This is a genomic window from Citrobacter sp. CK180 (assembly GCF_030333655.1).
Taxonomy (GTDB): Bacteria; Pseudomonadota; Gammaproteobacteria; order Enterobacterales; family Enterobacteriaceae; genus Citrobacter_B; species Citrobacter_B koseri.
This window is the reverse complement of the sequence record NZ_JAOWFM010000055.1, coordinates 216,656-231,122: the sequence shown is the minus strand read 5'-3', so window position 1 is coordinate 231,122 and position 14,467 is coordinate 216,656. Positions and strand designations below refer to the sequence as shown.

Here is a 14,467-nt window from a genome sequence, read left to right as displayed (position 1 = left end):
GCCATCATGTCACAGGTTACTGAAAATAAAGTTATCTCTGCACCGGTGCCGATGACCCCGTTGCAGGAGTTCTGGCACTATTTTAAACGCAACAAGGGTGCGGTTGTCGGTCTGGCGTATGTCGTCATCATGATCCTGATTGCGGTGTTCGCGAACGTCATTGCGCCGTATAACCCGGCAGATCAGTTCCGCGATGTGCTGCTGGCGCCGCCTGCGTGGCAGGAAGGCGGCAGTATCGCGCACCTGCTGGGAACGGATGATGTCGGTCGCGATGTGCTGTCGCGCCTGATGTATGGCGCACGTCTGTCGCTGCTGGTGGGCTGCCTGGTGGTGGTGCTGTCGCTGGTGATGGGGATTGTGCTCGGCCTGGTCGCGGGTTACTTCGGCGGCATTGTTGATAACATCATCATGCGCGTCGTCGATATCATGCTGGCGCTGCCAAGCCTTCTGCTGGCGCTGGTGCTGGTGGCGATCTTTGGCCCCTCTATCGGTAACGCCGCGCTGGCGCTGACCTTTGTGGCGCTCCCGCACTACGTGCGTCTGACCCGCGCCGCCGTGCTGGTGGAGGTGAACCGCGATTACGTTACCGCTTCCCGCGTGGCGGGCGCAGGCGCGATGCGCCAGATGTTCGTCAATATCTTCCCGAACTGCCTTGCGCCGCTGATCGTTCAGGCGTCGCTCGGTTTCTCTAACGCCATTCTCGATATGGCCGCCCTGGGCTTCCTCGGCATGGGTGCGCAGCCGCCGACACCGGAGTGGGGCACTATGCTCTCCGACGTGTTGCAGTTCGCACAAAGTGCCTGGTGGGTCGTGACCTTCCCGGGTCTGGCGATCCTGCTGACGGTGCTGGCATTTAACCTGATGGGTGACGGTCTGCGTGACGCGCTCGATCCCAAACTGAAGCAGTAAGAGGTTCGAGATGGCGTTATTAAACGTAGATAAATTATCGGTGCACTTCGGTGACGAAGGTACGCCGTTTCGCGCGGTAGACCGCGTAAGCTACAGCGTAAATCAGGGCGAAGTCGTTGGTATTGTCGGCGAGTCCGGCTCCGGTAAATCGGTTAGCTCGCTGGCGATTATGGGGCTGATTGACTTCCCGGGCCGCGTGATGGCGGAAAAACTGGAATTCAACGGCCAGGACTTGCAGCGCATCTCTGAGAAAGAGCGCCGCAACCTGGTGGGCGCGGAAGTGGCGATGATCTTCCAGGACCCGATGACCAGCCTGAACCCGTGCTACACCGTAGGTTTCCAGATTATGGAAGCGATTAAGGTGCATCAGGGCGGCAACAGGAAAACCCGTCGGCAGCGGGCGATTGACCTGCTGACTCAGGTGGGGATTCCCGATCCGGCGTCGCGTCTGGATGTCTATCCGCACCAGTTGTCCGGTGGGATGAGCCAGCGCGTGATGATTGCCATGGCGATTGCCTGTCGTCCGAAACTGCTGATTGCCGATGAACCGACCACTGCGCTGGACGTGACCATCCAGGCGCAAATCATCGAACTGTTGCTGGAATTGCAGCAGAAAGAAAATATGGCGCTGGTGCTGATTACTCACGATCTGGCGCTGGTGGCGGAAGCCGCGCATAAAATCATCGTAATGTATGCCGGACAGGTGGTAGAGACAGGGGCGGCGCACGATATCTTCCGCGCGCCGCGTCATCCGTATACGCAGGCGTTGCTGCGCGCACTGCCGGAATTCGCGCAGGATAAAGCGCGCCTGGCGTCGCTGCCGGGCGTGGTGCCGGGAAAATATGACCGCCCGAACGGTTGTCTGTTGAACCCGCGCTGCCCGTATGCCACGGATAAGTGCCGTAGCGAAGAGCCGGATCTGAATCTGCTCGGCGACGGCCGCCAGTCCAAATGCCACTATCCACTCGATGATGCCGGGAGGCCCACACTATGAGTACGCACGAGGCCACCTTGCAACAGCCGCTGTTGCAGGCCATCGATTTGAAAAAACACTACCCGGTGAAGAAGGGGCTGTTTGCGCCCGAGCGCCTGGTAAAAGCGCTGGATGGCGTATCGTTCACCCTTGAGCGCGGCAAAACGCTGGCGGTCGTGGGCGAGTCCGGCTGCGGGAAATCCACGCTGGGCCGCCTGCTGACGATGATTGAAACGCCGACCGGCGGAGAACTGTATTATCAGGGGCAGGATCTGCTCAGGCACGATCCGCAGGCGCAAAAACTGCGTCGGCAGAAAATCCAGATTGTGTTCCAGAACCCGTATGGTTCGCTGAACCCGCGTAAGAAAGTGGGGCAGATTCTGGAAGAGCCACTGCTGATCAACACCTCGCTCAGCAAAGAGCAGCGTCGTGAAAAAGCGCTGGCGATGATGGCGAAAGTCGGCCTTAAAACCGAGCATTACGATCGCTACCCGCACATGTTTTCCGGCGGCCAGCGTCAACGTATTGCTATCGCCCGCGGTCTGATGCTTGACCCGGACGTGGTGATCGCCGATGAACCGGTCTCCGCGCTGGACGTTTCCGTGCGCGCGCAGGTGTTGAACCTGATGATGGATTTGCAGCAGGAGCTGGGGCTGTCTTACGTCTTTATCTCGCACGACCTGTCGGTGGTCGAACACATTGCCGATGAGGTGATGGTGATGTATCTCGGCCGCTGCGTGGAGAAAGGGACGAAAGAGCAGATCTTTACCAACCCGCGCCATCCGTATACGCAGGCGCTGCTCTCCGCGACGCCGCGTTTGAACCCGGATGACCGCCGCGAGCGCATCAAGCTGACCGGCGAGCTGCCAAGCCCGCTGAATCCGCCACCGGGCTGCGCCTTCAACGCCCGTTGCCGTCGTCGCTTTGGCCCCTGCACCCAGTTGCAGCCGCAGCTTAAAGATTACGGCGGTCAACTGGTGGCCTGTTTCGCCGTCGATCAGGATGAGAACCGACAGCAATAACTGTTGGTTATTGCCTCATAACCGGAGCCTTGTGCTCCGGTTTTTTTATATTCCTTTTTTGGCTCCACAATGTGAGTCCATCGGCAGAACATTATCCCATAGCGACTAGAATGTAAGCAGATTTCTGATTGCCACAGAAATATCTGGAGCCAACGTGGTCACGATACGCTGGGATATTAAAACAATCGATCGTCTGTCTATGGTTGAGGATGTCCTCAAGGAGTTTTCCTGCCGCGATATTAATATTATCTCCATGAAGGTCACGCCGGGTCGGATTCTGATTAAATCCTGGTGCCGCCAGTTGCAGGATATTTCCAGCGTCCAGACCTGCCTCAATCAACATGCCGATATTATTAATGTCGCTTATCTCTCTGAGAATCTTTCTGAACTGACCACGCCCGAACTGACGCGACCGCGCTATTTCTCCGACATTATCTGTAGCAGCCAGAGTATGCAGGTGCTGATTGAAAAAGCGCTAAAAATCGCTGACAGCAAATATACCGTCCTGATCCGTGGTGAGACCGGCACGGGTAAAGAGCTACTGGCGCGCGCCATTCATAATTCCGGGCAGCGGCGCTTTTATCCGTTTATCCCCGTCAACTGCTCAACGCTGCCTGAGGCATTGATGGAGAGCGAACTTTTTGGTTATGAAAAAGGGGCGTTCAGCGGTGCGGACGGCAGAGGGAAAAAAGGGTTGTTTGAAATGGCGGATAAGGGAACGCTGTTTCTTGATGAATTTGGCGAAATGCCGCTGAATTTACAGGCCAAGCTGCTGCGGGTGCTTCAGGACGGCGGCATCCGCCGCGTCGGCGGGGCGCAGGTGATCCCGGTTAACGCGCGTATTATTGTCGCCACCAACGCGAACCTGGAAGAGATGGTCGAACAGCGCCTGCTGCGCGCCGATCTCTGGTATCGCATTAACGTACTGACGCTCACGATTCCGCCGTTGCGCGAGCGCCCTTCGGATATCACTTTACTGATCCGCCATTTTGTACAGAAATATGCCAAAGAGTTTCAACGGCGGCTGATACTGGACAAAGCCTGTTTTGAGTCACTGCGTCACCACCACTGGCCGGGCAACGTTCGCGAACTGGAGAACACCATTATCCGTCTGATGCTGATGTCAGAAAGTGATGTCATCACCTGCGATGATTTGGGGCTTTCAACGGTGTCACAAGCGTTGCCGGGGCATCCCGACCGCCCCTTCAAAGAGCAGGTGCAACATGCTGAGCGGCAGCTGATTGAGCAGATGGTGGAAGAGAATGTCTCCTCCCGGCATATCGCGAAAGCGTTGGGGGTTTCGCACACGACGGTGCTGAATAAAATACGCAGCTACCAACTGGAGGGGGTGAGTTAAGCGCCGCCAGGAACCGACGGCGCACAGAACGCGTTATTCAATCAGCTTCAGGAGCGGCGACAGGCACAGCAAAATCCCATACAGCAGAATCAACCAGGTTTTCAGGCCGCGCAGTTTTTCCAGTTGCGTGACTTTATAGATCAGGAAAAAAGGGATGATGCACGACACAATGCCGTACAGCGGGCTACCCAACTGGAAGAACACCAGCACCGAGACGCGGAACGATACCCAAATGACCAGCGTGATAACGATAAAGGTACAGATGCCAAGCGTCAGTACCAGCGGATTGATCTTCTCCACGTCGATAACCCGGCTCAGCACGTTGAGAATGATGCCCTTAATCGCTTCATGAAAACCCAGGTAAATACCGAAGAAGGCGGTGAGAACCGCAAAGATATTCAGTACCGTTGAGGTGAAATGAATGATCTGTCCGGGAATGACCTGCGCAGCCAATGCCAGCGCGGAGATATTCTGCTCAAAGGCGGAAACGGCTTCTTCGTGGCTGATGGAGAAGGTAAACGAAAACGAGAAGAACAGGATCACGGCAATCAGCGTGATATAGCTGATGCGGTGGGTACGAATGGCCATGCGCGTCGCCAGCACTCTGTCGGCTTCTCGTTTGCGGTAGGCAATGTTCATTGGGTTTAGCACCTGAATAAACACCGCCGAGAAAAAACAGAAGGGGACGGTGAGCAGCACATCGCGGAAGAAGACCGACGCCTGCGGGAAGGCCGTAATATTGCTGAAGTTCCAGTGCGGAATCATCGCGAAACCGAAGATCAGGATGATGCCTACTTTCACCACCACCATAGGGCCGGAGATTTTAAACAGCAGCTTTTCTCCACCGGAGGCGATAGCGACCAGTACGGCGAAGATCGCCACTTTATAGAGGATGGACTGCGAGAGATCGGCATCGGTCAGACCGAAGGTTTTAATGTACGACGCGCTGTCGAAAACCACGGATAAAGAGTAGATAAAAATGCCGTGGATAATCATCAAAAAGTAGATCACGCCGAGGAAGACGCCCCAGTTTTTCCCCAGGTAATGACTGATAATATCGGTGTAGTCATTACAGGTTTCACTTTCTGATAACGTCTTTAAGTAAATATCCTGCACGATATAGGTTGCGGGGTAGGCGATAATAAACGCGGTGATAAAGACCCAAATTCCTTTTAGCCCAATCTGTACCGGCATTAGCACCGTTCCGGCGCCAATGGCCATGCCGATACATAACAGCACCCAGCCAAAATCGTATTTCGTAAACGGTAGTTTTCCTGAGAACGCTGCGGTGGTCGCTTTACTGTTGCTTAATTGTAATGTGTTGTCCTGCATAGAGCCCCCTGCCCAAAATACGCGTCACCCCGGGAAGGATGATGCGTATAGCCAGGCCGTTGTGCCTTGATTCTCAACAGCCGGAGCCGACGCAGGCCAGCTCCGACCGTAATGGTCAGAATGTCGCCTTTCTGATGGCGTGTTCAAGGTCGTTAATAATATCTTCTGGATCTTCAAGACCCACAGAAAGACGGATTAGCCCGTCGGTAATACCTGCTTTAAGCCGTTCCTCTGGCGCAACAGGCGAATGTGTCATAGACGCAGGGTGCTGAATGAGGGTTTCGGTATCACCGAGACTGACCGCGAGGAGGCACAATTCTACCGAATTGATCATGCGTCTGCCAGCCTCCAGGCCACCCGCGATTTCGAAGCTGATAATGCCGCCGGGCAGGCTCATCTGGCGTCTGCCAAGTTCATACTGCGGGTGCGAAGGAAGCCCCGGATACCAGACGTGGGTAATCTTCGGATGGCTTTCCAGGAAACGGGCGATTTTCAGCGCGTTCTCGCAGTGGCGCTCCATGCGAATCCCCAGCGTCTTCACGCCGCGCAGCGTCAGCCAGGCGTTAAAGGGGCTCATGCAGCCGCCGGTGATATCCTTCAGCCCGATAAACCGCGCCTGATCGATAAACTCCTGCTTGCCGACGATGACCCCGCCAATAACATCCCCGTGTCCGTTGATGTACTTCGTGACGCTGTGAACCACGATATCGGCTCCCTGGAGCAGGGGTTGCTGGCAGTACGGCGACATAAAGGTGTTATCCACAACCAACAGCACGCCCCGCTGATGGGCGATCCCGGCGACTGTTTCGATGTCGACCAGGGAGAGCGTTGGGTTGGCGGGCGTTTCGATGTACACCACTTTGGTTTCCGGGCGGATGGCTTCGCGGATCTCATCCGGGTTGGCGGCATTAACGAAACTCACGTCAATACCGAACTTCGGTATGCTGTGCGACAAAAATGCGTGCGTGCAGCCATAAATCGCGCTGGCTGAGACAATGTGATCGCCCTGCTCACAGAGCGTCAGCAGCGTGGTGGTGATGGCGGAAATGCCGGACGCGGTCGCCAGCGCCGCTTCGCCTCTTTCCAGTACCGCCAGCTTTTTCTCCAGCGCGTCCGTCGTGGGGTTGCCCAGGCGGGTGTAAATGTACCCGGACTCTTCGAGCGCAAAGCGGGCGGCCCCCTGTTCGGCGCTGTCGAAAACAAACGTCGACGTCTGGAAGATTGGCGTACTGAGCGCGCCAGTTGAAGGATCGGGTTGTTGCCCCGCGTGAACGATCTGGGTGTTGAATCCGTAAGTACGACAGTCAGACATGATATCTCCTTTGATTCGGAACAGAACAGCTCACACTCAAATAGCAATCGCTGTGCCAGAAAAGGAGTTTTTATATATCAAAGAGTTAGTGGGTTTCGTTTTTTACGGGTCGTCAGAAAAGTTGCCAGCTGGCAAGAATCTTTCCAGCGTGTTGCGGCGCTTGCGCGAGTTTTGCCGGATGGCGACGAAAGCGTCTTATCCGGCCTACAAATCGGCATAATTTCAGGAGATTGTGCCTGACCTGTAGGCCTGATAAACGTAGCGCCATCAGGCCTTTTTCGTTTACTGCGGATAAGGCACCCAGTCGCCGCCGTTCAGACGCACATACGGTTTACCCTGATACTGGATAACCACCGCGTTGGCGTTTTCAGCGACCGGCGCGGTCTGCGGCAACCCACGGGTGAGCTGATCCCAGTTGACGTTGTCTTCGACAAACAGTTTGCCGTCAAGGGCGCGCACCACCAGTTCGGAAATCGCCAGGTAGCTGCTCGGCTGGTCAATCTCAATCGATGCGCCCTGGTGAGGCGCTTTCATGCCGAAGAATTTCACCGCTGCCGGTACGTTGGTGATAGACGGGCTGGGGATGTCGCGTAGCCCGGAAACCTGCATTCTGTCGCCTTTGAGCGCGCCGCCGTGTTCCGGGACCATCACCACCATCACTTTACGGCCCGATTTCTCCAGCTCGGTAAAGAAGGCGTCCAGCTCATCGAACAGCTTTTGCGCGCGAATTTTGTAATCCGCCGTTTTGCTGACGCCAGGGAAGTGGTTCCCGTCGTGCAGCGGCAGCGTGTTATAGAACGTTGCGCTACGCGAGTTCTGATCTTTCTCGGTGGTTTCCAGCCAGCGATTGAGCACGGCGGTGTCGTCATAAACCGGAGAACCGTCAAAGCCCAGCAGCGTGACGGGCAGCCCTTTTTGATCCATCAGCTCCGTCTGCATACCGCCATTCTCACGCACTTCTTTCAGGAAGCCGCCGAATTCGCCGTTATGACCCATCATCAAATGCTGCGTGAAGCCCAGCTTCGACAGGTTATCAAACAGGTAGCAGTCGTTGCCTGCCGGTTGATACAGATTCGTGTGCGACGACTGGCCGCAGCTGGCGCGCAGCAGGCGGATCGCCGCCGGGCCGCTGTAGGAGGTGGCGGAGTTAAAGTGCTTAAACAGAATATCGAAATGCGACCATAACGGATGTGACATCAGGCCTGCGGCTTCAACATCAGACCACGAGAGGGAACAGATGTTGATCACCAGCAGTTCAAACGGCTGCGCATCGGCCGGCAGCGCCGTCGGGAACGGCGTTTTTCGTTTTTCTTCCGCGTTATAGAAGGTGTTCAACCACGCGTTCAGATTGGCTGAGGTCGGAGGCGCGGTCTGCGCCGGGATATCGCCGACCACCGGGGTGTCTCCTGCCGTTGCGACCGTCGCCGCCGCAGAGCCGCCGGTGGTCGTCACCGTGTCGGTCGGCTGGCCGCCAGGCCACAGCGTAAAGACTGGCCCTGTCAGCGTCAGCACGTTCAGCCAGATCATAATGGCGACAACAAAAAGAGTGACCCGAATCCACTGCGATAAAAACAGCCAGGCGACGAGCAGCACAAACACGGCGCCGATCATTTGCCAGTTGATAAAGCGAGTCACCAGATCGAGCATATAGTCCGCGCTAAAACCCGCGACCTGCGAGCCCTGACTGATAATGCTTTGTGGGCCAGGCAGCCAGGTGTCATGCCAGAAAAGCGCGAAGCCGATTGGGATAGCGACCCAATGGCGCAGACGGTGCAGGCTGAGTTTGGGGACTGGCATTAACAAAAAGGCCATGAATACCAGGTTCTGCAACGGATGGAAGTTGAGATATCCCGCCCAGAGCAGGCCAAACTTTACCAGAAAGTAGAAATTCCAGCCCGCAAGGCCGCGCCAGTATTGCCAGAGTGGTGAAGGCATGGATGGGGTTTGAGTATGCTGAGTCATTTTTTGTCTGCCTTGACGTTTGTTGCACGGCGCAAGGTTCCGGCGGGTTTTACATAACGGGGTCTGGCGAATAACAGTCGGGCTGTGTTACGGATGCGGCGAAGCGAATGGCGCGCCAGATAGCCCAGAGGAAAAAAGATCAGCGCGCAAAAGACGATGATCTGGATGATATCGTTGACGTTCATCATTGTGGGCGCTCCACGCTGTCATCCAGCAGTCGTAAGGGTTCGGGAATACGTCGCCAGACCCGCCCGTCATGCTCGGCATTGAGCACAGGGTTCGGCCCCTGAGTCAGCGGCAGCGGTGTGCCCCACAGTTCAGGCGACAGCAGGCGCATTTGCACGAGTTCAGCGCTGATTTGGTTATCTTCGAACCAGACCATGCGGTTGGAAAAGATATCGCCGGTCGGCAGCGGGAAGATATGGTTCAGCGCAGTGTCCAGATCGTTGACCCGACAGAATGATAAAAACAGCACCAGCCGGTTGCCGCCGATAGTCATGATATCGCCGGTACGGTTTGGGCGGCAGAGCGTCAGCGCCTGCTCGATGCGGATACCCGGCACCGGGCGCAATGCGACCATCACGCCTTTCCCGTCAGCGGGCAGCAGCGTGTTGCTCATCATGTTATGTACGGCTTCGCAGAAGACGTCCCATGTCTGGAAACCGCGCAGCTTCATGGGCTGCGTCATCGACAGGAGTGTGGCGATCTCTTCCGGGACGTAGCGGCTGAATTGCTGTCCCTGCACGCTTTCAATCAGCGTCAGGCAGCGGGAAAGCGGCGCATTCCACGGAATAACCATATTCGCGCCGCAGCCTAACAGCAGTCGCTCGTCGGTCGCTCGCAAACTGGCGAGATTTTCGCGGACGATAATTTTCAGCGCGCTTCCGCGCTGGCGGCGCAGCGTATGGATATTTCGCGCCATGGGTTCGATTTGGCTATTTTGCGTCAGGGAGAAGATGATCGTCGCCGCCTGTGCAGTTCGCGCTTCGTTGAACAAGGTTTGGTTATTATCAAAAAGCGCCCAGTGTTCCGACAGCGGCGGAGCGCCTTCAAGAACGGCGATATTGCTGAGGATGCGTTTTTCGTCGCTGCGCGGCTGGATGTTCGCCTCTTCCTTGTGAGCCAGCTCCCAGTGCGCATCTTTATGGCGCAGCGTCAGTTGTTGCCGGGCGCTGACCCCTTTTTCGCTGCACCAGAACGCGATGTCGAACAGATGCTGGTCGCCCTGAAAACGTAAGCTGGCAAGGCCGAAAAGCGAACGATACTCCCCCATCAACAGGGAGAACTGTTTGTCATTATTATTTCCAGGGTTAATAACCAGAAGCGAACAGTGATGGAACCGGGTCCATTTATTCATTTTTTCCAGCCACTGATGAAGGCGTTCCCCTGATATATTTTGCCAGGCGTTATTCGCGCAAAGAAGAATGAAAAAGTAATGTGTAGGATCAACAGTACAAAGCAAATCGCGGGGCAAAAAGTATAACCCCTTTTCAGAATCCGGCATTGAAAATAACTGGATTTTTTCCGGGCCGTGAGATTCATCTAATTTGATTAATTCACCCGGATCGCTGCCCATACAAATGACCGCGACTTTCGCGTTCCCTGCCTGCGAGGCAATCGTTTGATTCACCAGGCTGATGGCATCTTCATTGCGATCAGCGTCAACCCACCAGACACCGCCGGCAGGCATGTGGCGTAGTTCATCCCATAATGATGAGATGCCGATAGAAAATACGGGGTCCACAGCGTCCCTCTTGTCGCTATTTTATCTGTTTATCAGTTTACTAGCGAAAGCTCAGAAATAAACCTAACATTGAAATTAAAACACATCAGATTTAGCATATGAATCAATTCGGCGGGCAGGAAGCCTTGCGACCTCGGTCATGGTGTTTTCTTTACTCTTACAGTTTGCGTAACGGAAAGGCGAGAAATGAACGATCCCCTGCATTGAAGATTAACAGTGAAGAGGGGGGGATGCTGCCAGAAAAATTGTCTGAAGCATGGTGAGTATATTCAAAAGGGACACAATACAGAATGTATAACAACAACGAACCTGACTCTCAGTTTGATTCAGCATTGGGCTATACCTTTCAAAATGATTTTCTGGCGTTAAGTCAGGCTTTCTCCTTGCCCGAAATAGACTATACCGATATTTCCCAACGCGAACAGCTGGCTGCGGCGATTAAACGTTGGCCTTTATTGGCTGAATTTGCGCAACAACCATCATAAGGGAGTCAGGGATGTCCATTCTGGGATTGCAGGGCGTGCGCGGCGGTGTAGGCACCACATCAATCACTTCGGCGCTCGCCTGGGCGCTGCAAATACTCGGGGAAAATGTGCTGGTCGTTGATGCCAGCCCCGATAACCTGCTGCGTATGTCATTCAATGTCGATTTTGCCCATCGCGACGGCTGGGCCAGGGCGCTGCTGGACGGTAAAGACTGGCGCGATGCCGGACTGCGTTATACCACCCAGCTCGATCTGCTGCCGTTCGGACAGCTTACGGTGGAAGAACGGGAGAATCCTCAGGAATGGGCGGAAAAGCTGGGAGCTATTTGCGCTGGCCTGCGCGAACTGAAAGAGAGCCGGCGCTATTCGTGGATTTTGCTGGATCTCCCCCACAGCGTCTCACCGCTGACGCAACAGTTGGTCAGTCTCTGCGATCATACGCTGGCGGTGGTAAAAGCGGACACCAATTGCCATATCCGGCTGCATCAACAGGCGCTGCCCACGGGCGCGCATATCCTGATTAACGATTTACGCATTGCCAGCCAGTTGCAGGACGATCTGTACCAGGTCTGGCTGCAAAGCCAGCGTCGTTTGCTGCCGATGGTGATCCATCGCGATGAAGCGATGGCGGAGTGTATGGCTTCGAAACAGCCGCTGGGCGAGTACCGTGGCGATTCGCTGGCGGCAGAAGAGGTGCTGACGCTGGCGAACTGGTGTTTGCTGCACTATGCGGGCAATCGCGCCCCTGCCGGGAGCGCATCATGAACATCCTGACCCGGTGGCTTCTCATTCCGCCGGTCGGCGCTCGCCTGAGCGAGCGCTATCAAGGGTATCGCCGTCATGGCGCGTCGCCGTTCAGTGCGATGCTGGGCTGCCTGTGGGTGATTCTGGCGTGGATTTTTATTCCGCTTGAGCATCCGCGCTGGCAGCGCATTCGCGCGCAGCATAAAGCGCTCTATCCGCACATTAACGCCAACCGACCGCGTCCGCTGGACCCGGCCCGCTATGCCATTCAAACGCTCTGGTTGATGGCCTTCTCGCCGCGTAAAGAGAAGAAGGTCGAACCGCGCTGGCGGTCGCTCTCCCGCCTGCTGGGCGTGCGCGGTCGCTATCATCAGTGGATGGACACGCTGCCCGACCGCGTCAGTAAAAAGACCACGCACCTGGAAAGCGAAAAAGAGCTGGGCCATCTTAGCAACGGGGTGCGCCGCTTTATCCTCGGCGTCATCGTCACTTTTTCCCTGATTCTGGCGATCATCTGTATTACCCAGCCGTTTAACCCGCTGTCGCAGTTTATCTTCCTGATACTGCTGTGGGGCGTCGCGCTGCTGGTGCGGCGGATACCGGGGCGTTTCTCCGCCCTGATGCTGATCGTGCTGTCGCTGACGGTGTCATGCCGTTATATCTGGTGGCGCTATACCTCGACGTTAAACTGGGATGACCCGCTGAGCCTGGTTTGCGGGCTGATTTTGCTGTTTGCGGAAACCTACGCATGGATTGTCCTGGTGCTGGGGTATTTCCAGGTCGTCTGGCCGCTTAACCGCCAGCCCGTGCCGCTACCGAAAGAGATGGCGCAGTGGCCGACGGTGGACATTTTTATTCCGACTTACAACGAAGACCTCAGCGTGGTGAAAAACACCGTTTACGCCTCGTTGGGCATCGACTGGCCGAAAGACAAGCTGAGCATCTGGATTCTTGACGACGGTGGGCGCGAAGAGTTCCGCCAGTTTGCCCAGACCGTCGGCGTACAGTACATCGCCCGTACCACGCATGAACACGCCAAGGCCGGCAACATCAATAACGCGCTGAAATACGCGAAAGGTGAGTTTGTCTCGATTTTTGACTGCGACCATGTACCGACACGCTCGTTCCTGCAAATGACGATGGGCTGGTTCCTGAAAGAGAAAAAGCTCGCCATGATGCAGACGCCGCACCACTTTTTCTCGCCGGACCCGTTTGAACGCAACCTCGGTCGTTTCCGTAAAACGCCGAACGAAGGCACGCTGTTTTATGGGCTGGTGCAGGATGGCAACGACATGTGGGATGCGACGTTCTTCTGCGGATCGTGCGCGGTGATTCGCCGTAAACCGCTGGATGAGATTGGCGGCATTGCCGTTGAGACCGTGACCGAAGATGCGCATACCTCGCTGCGCTTGCACCGTCGCGGCTACACCTCGGCCTATATGCGCATTCCACAGGCGGCAGGTCTGGCGACGGAAAGCCTGTCCGCGCACATCGGGCAGCGTATTCGCTGGGCGCGCGGCATGGTGCAAATCTTCCGTCTGGATAACCCGCTGTTTGGCAAAGGCTTAAAGTTGGCGCAGCGTCTGTGTTACGTCAACGCCATGTTCCACTTTTTATCGGGTATTCCACGGCTCATCTTCCTGACGGCGCCGCTGGCTTTCCTGCTGCTGCACGCCTATATCATCTATGCGCCCGCGCTGATGATTGCGCTGTTTGTGTTGCCGCACATGATTCACGCCAGCCTCACCAACTCGAAGATTCAGGGGAAATACCGCCACTCCTTCTGGAGTGAGATCTACGAAACGGTGCTGGCCTGGTATATCGCGCCGCCGACGATGGTGGCGCTGATCAACCCGCATAAAGGGAAATTCAACGTTACCGCGAAAGGCGGGCTGGTAGAGGAAGAGTATGTCGACTGGGTGATTTCCCGGCCCTATATCTTCCTGGTACTGCTCAACCTGCTGGGGGTCGTGGTGGGCGTCTGGCGTTACTACTACGGCCCCGCCAACGAAATACTCACGGTGATCGTCAGTCTGGTGTGGGTTTTCTATAACCTGATCATTCTGGGCGGCGCGGTGGCGGTCTCTGTGGAAAGTAAGCAGGTACGCCGGGCGCACCGCGTTGAAATCTCCATGCCGGCGGCCATTGCCCGTGAAGATGGCCACCTGTTCTCATGCACCGTGCATGACTTCTCCGACGGCGGCCTGGGGATTCGGATCAACGGGCAGGCGCAGGTGCTGGAAGGGCAAAAGGTTAATTTATTGCTTAAACGCGGCCAGCAAGAGTACGTCTTTCCTACTCAGGTCGTGCGCGTACTGGGCAATGAGGTTGGGCTGCAATTGCTGCCGATGACCACGAAACAACATATCGACTTTGTGCAGTGCACATTTGCCCGCGCGGATACGTGGGCGCTCTGGCAGGACAGCTTCCCGGAAGACAAACCGCTGGAAAGCCTGCTGGATATTCTGAAGCTGGGCTTCCGTGGCTACCGCCATCTTGCGGAATTTGCTCCGTCTTCCGTCAAAGTAATTTTCCGTTCTCTGACGACGCTGGTTTCCTGGATTGTGTCGTTTATTCCGCGTCGCCCGGAGCGGCAGCCGGATCAGGTGATGGCTCAACAATGATGAT

At 55.9% G+C, this 14,467-nt stretch carries 12 protein-coding genes; 7 read left to right on the top strand and 5 right to left on the bottom strand.

Annotated elements, in window-relative coordinates; all coding sequences use genetic code 11:
* The first annotated feature begins 6 nt into the window (after positions 1 to 6).
* The 4 genes from dppC (at position 7) to OGV50_RS19900 (ending at position 4,261) form a co-directional block, all read left to right on the top strand.
* Entirely contained in the window at positions 7 to 909 is a 903-nt protein-coding gene (gene dppC, locus OGV50_RS19915) for a dipeptide ABC transporter permease DppC (RefSeq protein WP_012135676.1), read from the top strand.
* 10 nt (positions 910 to 919) lie between these two features.
* The gene (gene dppD / locus OGV50_RS19910; protein ID WP_012135675.1) at positions 920 to 1,903 is read left to right on the top strand and encodes a dipeptide ABC transporter ATP-binding protein; all 984 of its coding nucleotides are present in this window, start codon (positions 920 to 922) and stop codon (positions 1,901 to 1,903) included.
* On the top strand, positions 1,900 to 2,904 hold the full coding sequence (gene dppF / locus OGV50_RS19905) for a dipeptide ABC transporter ATP-binding subunit DppF (RefSeq protein ID WP_012135673.1): 1,005 nt from the start codon (positions 1,900 to 1,902) through the stop codon (positions 2,902 to 2,904). Before dppD ends, dppF begins: the two co-directional genes overlap by 4 nt.
* Before the next feature lie 154 nt (positions 2,905 to 3,058).
* Positions 3,059 to 4,261, top strand: a complete 1,203-nt coding sequence (locus tag OGV50_RS19900; RefSeq protein ID WP_047460384.1) for a sigma-54 interaction domain-containing protein — start codon at positions 3,059 to 3,061, stop codon at positions 4,259 to 4,261.
* A 33-nt stretch (positions 4,262 to 4,294) separates the two neighbouring features.
* On the opposite strand, the gene OGV50_RS19895 is transcribed toward OGV50_RS19900, so the two are convergent.
* The 5 genes from OGV50_RS19895 to bcsE all read right to left on the bottom strand — a co-directional run bounded on the left by OGV50_RS19895 (position 4,295) and on the right by bcsE (position 10,611).
* On the bottom strand, positions 4,295 to 5,593 hold the full coding sequence (locus OGV50_RS19895; RefSeq protein WP_012135671.1) for an aromatic amino acid transport family protein: 1,299 nt from the start codon (positions 5,591 to 5,593) through the stop codon (positions 4,295 to 4,297).
* Positions 5,594 to 5,708: 115 nt separating this feature from the next.
* The gene (gene megL, locus OGV50_RS19890) at positions 5,709 to 6,905 is read right to left on the bottom strand and encodes a methionine gamma-lyase (protein WP_012135669.1); all 1,197 of its coding nucleotides are present in this window, start codon (positions 6,903 to 6,905) and stop codon (positions 5,709 to 5,711) included.
* 282 nt (positions 6,906 to 7,187) lie between these two features.
* Positions 7,188 to 8,867 (bottom strand): cellulose biosynthesis protein BcsG, encoded by a 1,680-nt coding sequence (gene bcsG, locus OGV50_RS19885; RefSeq protein ID WP_200093129.1) that lies wholly within the window; start codon positions 8,865 to 8,867, stop codon positions 7,188 to 7,190.
* Positions 8,864 to 9,055: a cellulose biosynthesis protein BcsF gene (gene bcsF / locus OGV50_RS19880; RefSeq protein WP_012135666.1), complete on the bottom strand. Its 192-nt coding sequence runs from the start codon at positions 9,053 to 9,055 to the stop codon at positions 8,864 to 8,866. The genes bcsG and bcsF overlap by 4 nt, the downstream gene beginning before the upstream one ends.
* Positions 9,052 to 10,611, bottom strand: a complete 1,560-nt coding sequence (gene bcsE, locus OGV50_RS19875) for a cellulose biosynthesis c-di-GMP-binding protein BcsE (protein ID WP_200093132.1) — start codon at positions 10,609 to 10,611, stop codon at positions 9,052 to 9,054. The genes bcsF and bcsE overlap by 4 nt, the downstream gene beginning before the upstream one ends.
* Positions 10,612 to 10,901: 290 nt before the next feature.
* On the opposite strand from bcsE, the gene bcsR reads away from it, so the two are divergent.
* From bcsR to bcsA, 3 genes are read left to right on the top strand one after another with little or no spacing between them, the layout of a single operon-like run.
* Entirely contained in the window at positions 10,902 to 11,096 is a 195-nt protein-coding gene (gene bcsR, locus OGV50_RS19870) for a cellulose biosynthesis protein BcsR (protein ID WP_012135663.1), read from the top strand.
* 11 nt (positions 11,097 to 11,107) lie between these two features.
* Complete coding sequence (gene bcsQ / locus OGV50_RS19865) at positions 11,108 to 11,860, top strand: cellulose biosynthesis protein BcsQ (protein WP_200093134.1); 753 nt, start codon at positions 11,108 to 11,110, stop codon at positions 11,858 to 11,860.
* On the top strand, positions 11,857 to 14,463 hold the full coding sequence (gene bcsA / locus OGV50_RS19860) for a UDP-forming cellulose synthase catalytic subunit (RefSeq protein ID WP_104868057.1): 2,607 nt from the start codon (positions 11,857 to 11,859) through the stop codon (positions 14,461 to 14,463). Before bcsQ ends, bcsA begins: the two co-directional genes overlap by 4 nt.
* Positions 14,464 to 14,467: the final 4 nt, after the last annotated feature.

Coding starts and splice junctions, on each gene's coding strand:
- dppD (WP_012135675.1), top strand. CDS start 920: ATGGCGTTATTAAACGTAGATAAATTATCGGTGCACTTCGGTGACGAA.
- bcsA (WP_104868057.1), top strand. CDS start 11,857: ATGAACATCCTGACCCGGTGGCTTCTCATTCCGCCGGTCGGCGCTCGC.
- bcsR (WP_012135663.1), top strand. CDS start 10,902: ATGTATAACAACAACGAACCTGACTCTCAGTTTGATTCAGCATTGGGC.
- dppC (WP_012135676.1), top strand. CDS start 7: ATGTCACAGGTTACTGAAAATAAAGTTATCTCTGCACCGGTGCCGATG.
- bcsQ (WP_200093134.1), top strand. CDS start 11,108: ATGTCCATTCTGGGATTGCAGGGCGTGCGCGGCGGTGTAGGCACCACA.
- megL (WP_012135669.1), bottom strand. CDS start 6,905: ATGTCTGACTGTCGTACTTACGGATTCAACACCCAGATCGTTCACGCG.
- bcsF (WP_012135666.1), bottom strand. CDS start 9,055: ATGATGAACGTCAACGATATCATCCAGATCATCGTCTTTTGCGCGCTG.
- dppF (WP_012135673.1), top strand. CDS start 1,900: ATGAGTACGCACGAGGCCACCTTGCAACAGCCGCTGTTGCAGGCCATC.
- bcsG (WP_200093129.1), bottom strand. CDS start 8,867: ATGACTCAGCATACTCAAACCCCATCCATGCCTTCACCACTCTGGCAA.
- OGV50_RS19895 (WP_012135671.1), bottom strand. CDS start 5,593: ATGCAGGACAACACATTACAATTAAGCAACAGTAAAGCGACCACCGCA.